The sequence below is a fragment of the Streptomyces alkaliphilus genome, from assembly GCF_014141535.1.
GTDB classification, from domain to species: Bacteria; Actinomycetota; Actinomycetes; order Streptomycetales; family Streptomycetaceae; genus Streptomyces; species Streptomyces alkaliphilus.
Window position 1 is genome coordinate 1 of sequence record NZ_VKHT01000592.1, and the last position, 3297, is coordinate 3297.

The window sequence follows — 3297 nt, forward strand, 5'->3', positions numbered from 1 at the left end:
TCCCGACACAAGGGGAACGCCCCCGCCCCCGACCTTCCCTTCCGGGGAGCCGAACGGACGAACCGACGGGCCGAAACCACCGCGGGGGCCCCGGGACGCGACGCGGCCCCGACGCCGTTCGGTCGGAACGGGACGCCGGGGCCGGGTGCCGGATCGGGGGTGGATCGGCACGACCAACGCGGGGAGGCTCAGCCCGCGACCGGGGCGTCGGTGACCTCGCCGCCGACCCGGTGCACCCGCACCAGGTTGGTCGTGCCGGCCACCCCCGGCGGCGACCCGGCGGTCATCACCACCGTCTCCCCCGGCTCGCAGACCCCCCGGCGCAACAGTTCCCCGTCGAGCATGTCGGCCATGGCATCGGTGGAGTCCACCGTCGGCACCAGGTGTGCCTCGACCCCCCAGGTCAGGGCCAACTGATTACGGGTGGCGGGGTCCGGGGTGAAGGCGACCACCGGAATCGGGGACCGGTAGCGGGAGAGCCGGCGCACGGTGTCCCCGGACTGGGTGAAGGCGACCATCAGGCGGGCGTCGAGGAAGTCGCCGATCTCGGCCGCAGCCCTGGCCACCGCCCCGCCCCGGGTGTGCGGCTTGGTCGCCTCCGTGAGGGGCTGGAGCCCTCCGGAGAGCATCTCCTCCTCGGCCGCCTCCACGATCCGTCCCATGGTGCGGACCGTCTCCACCGGATAGCGGCCCACGCTGGTCTCGCCGGAGAGCATCACCGCGTCGGTGCCGTCCATGACGGCGTTGGCGACGTCGGACGCCTCCGCGCGGGTGGGGCGGGAGGAGTCGATCATGGAGTCGAGCATCTGGGTGGCCACGATCACCGGCTTGGCGTTGCGCCGGGCCAGGGCGACCGCCCGCTTCTGCACCAGCGGCACATCCTCCAGCGGCAGTTCCACGCCCAGGTCGCCGCGGGCGACCATGATGCCGTCGAAGGCGTCCACGACGTCCCGGAGGTTCTCCACCGCCTGCGGCTTCTCCACCTTCGCGATGACCGGCAGGAAACGCCCCTCCTCGGCCATCACCCGGTGGACGTCCTTGATGTCGTCACCGCTCCGCACGAAGGACAGCGCGATCATGTCCGCGCCCGTGCGCAGCGCCCAGCGCAGGTCCTCGATGTCCTTGCGGGAGAGGGCGGGCACCGAGACGGCGACCCCCGGCAGGTTGAGGCCCTTGTGGTCGGAGACCACGCCGCCCTCCACGACGAGGGTGCGCACCCGGGGCCCGTCGACGGCGAGGACCTCCAGGGCGACCCGCCCGTCGTCGACCAGGACGCGCTCCCCCACCGTGACGTCACCGGGGAGACCGGCGTGAGTGGTGCCGCAACGCCGCTGATCCCCGACGACATCTTCCGTGGTGATGATGAATTCGTCCCCGTTTTCGAGGACCACGGGCCCTTCCCCGAAAGCACCCAGCCGGATCTTCGGACCCTGGAGATCGGCGAGAATTCCGACGGTGCGCCCGGATTCCCCGGCCGCGCGACGAACGCGGCGAAAGCGCTGTTCGTGCTCTTCGTGGGCGCCATGACTGAGATTGAGGCGGGCTACATCCATTCCGGCCTCGACCAGCCCCGCGATGTGCTCGTACGAGTCCGACGCGGGCCCAAGTGTGCATACGATTTTGGCTCGGCGCATGCTGTCAACCCTATGCATTACCGTCGGGTAGGGATCCGTCGGAAGACGTCATTTCCACGACCTTCCGGTGACAAATGCGCGGCGACCCGTCGACACTTCATGAATGTGCACGGGCGCGCTCTCATGAGCGCTCCCCGGGGGTGACGCGCCGTTCCGGCGTGCGATCCCCGCCGGTCCCCGGGAAGCCCCCGGGTTCACCCGGATCCGGCGGGGTCGGCGGATCCGGCGGCGTCGGGTACCGGTCCACCGCGCGGTCCCGGCAGGGAGGCGGCGGAGGGCGTTCCGGTCGGCCGCGGCGCATCGGCCGCACCGCGTACCGCGCCGAAGGTGGTGAAGGCGGTCCTGGCGGGCAGCGGATACCGTTCCCGACCCGCCACCCCGTTGATCACGGTGGCCGCCCGATGTGCCATCAGCCCCAGGTCGGGGGTACCGACACCATGGGTGTGCCGCTCCGCGCCGGCGGAGAACACGGCACCCGGCGCCCCGTCGGAGAGTTCGACGCGATGATCCGCCCCGATCACCGGCCGGCCGGCCGCGTCCCGCCGCACCGCCTCCCCCAACCCGGCCAGCAGCGCCTCGACGGAACGTTCCCGGTAGCCGGTGGCCGCCACCACGGCATCGGTGGTCAACGAGGAGTCCACTCCCTGTTCCGCGTGGTGCAGCTCCAGTCGGAGCCGTCCGGAGCCCAGGGGTTCGACCGTCCGCACCTCCACGCCGGGGGTCAGCACCACCTGCGGCCACGCGTCATCCGGAAGTGCCAGGTCGTGGTGGTAGAGCTCGTCGTGGAGGGCGGCCAGGGTCTCGTGGTCGACGGCCTTGTGGAGCTGCCACTGGCGGGCCACCAGGGCGTCCCGGGTCGTCTCGGGCAGGCTGTGGAAATAGCGCGTGTAGTCGGGGGTGAAGTGTTCGAGCCCCAGCTTGCTGTACTCCATCGGCGCGAAGGCGGGCGAGCGCGTGAGCCAGTGCAGCCCCTCCCGCCCCGCGGGGCGGCGGCGCAGCAGGTCCAGCAGGACCTCCGCCCCCGACTGTCCGGAGCCGATCACCGTGACGTGCCGGGCGCGGAGCAACCGCTCGCGATGGTCCAGGTACTCCGCCGAGTGCAGCACCGGCGCCCCGTCCCGCTCGGCGGCGAGCCGCAGCGGCGCCGGGAGGTGGGGGGCGGTGCCGAGGCCGAGCACGACGTTGCGGGTCCGCACCCACCCGGCGGCCTCCCCGCCGACCCCCCCGGGGGTGCCGGTCGGGGTGATCCGGACCGCGAGGAGACCGTCGGGCTCGCGTCTCATCCCCTCGGCCCGCAGGCCGAAACGGAGGTTCGGCAGGCGCTCGGCCGCCCAGCGGCAGTACGCCTCGTACTCCACCCGGGGGATGTGGAAGCGTTCGGCGAAGTAGAAGGGGAAGAGCCGGCCGCGCTCCCGCAGCCAGTTCAGGAAGCTCCACCGGCTGGTCGGGTCCACCAGGGTGACCAGGTCGGCGAGGAAGGGTACCTGGAGGGTGGCCTCCTCGATGAGCAGGCCGGGGTGCCAACGGAAGGCCGGACGCTCCTCGACGCAGGCGACCCTCAGGTCGGGGAGCCCGTCGGCGAGGGCGGCGAGGGCCAGGTTGGCGGGACCGACGCCGATGCCGAGCAGGTCCAACGGCTCCTCGCCGGGGCCGGTGGGCAACG

At 72.5% G+C, this 3297-nt stretch carries 2 protein-coding genes; both read right to left on the bottom strand.

Annotated elements, in window-relative coordinates; all coding sequences use genetic code 11:
• Nucleotides 1-188 precede the first annotated feature (188 nt).
• On the bottom strand, nucleotides 189-1652 hold the full coding sequence (gene pyk / locus FNQ90_RS17155) for a pyruvate kinase (RefSeq protein WP_182607191.1): 1464 nt from the start codon (nucleotides 1650-1652) through the stop codon (nucleotides 189-191).
• Nucleotides 1653-1828: 176 nt separating this feature from the next.
• Nucleotides 1829-3295, bottom strand: coding sequence for a lysine N(6)-hydroxylase/L-ornithine N(5)-oxygenase family protein (locus FNQ90_RS17160; protein ID WP_182607192.1), 1467 nt, complete (start codon nucleotides 3293-3295; stop codon nucleotides 1829-1831).
• Nucleotides 3296-3297: the final 2 nt, after the last annotated feature.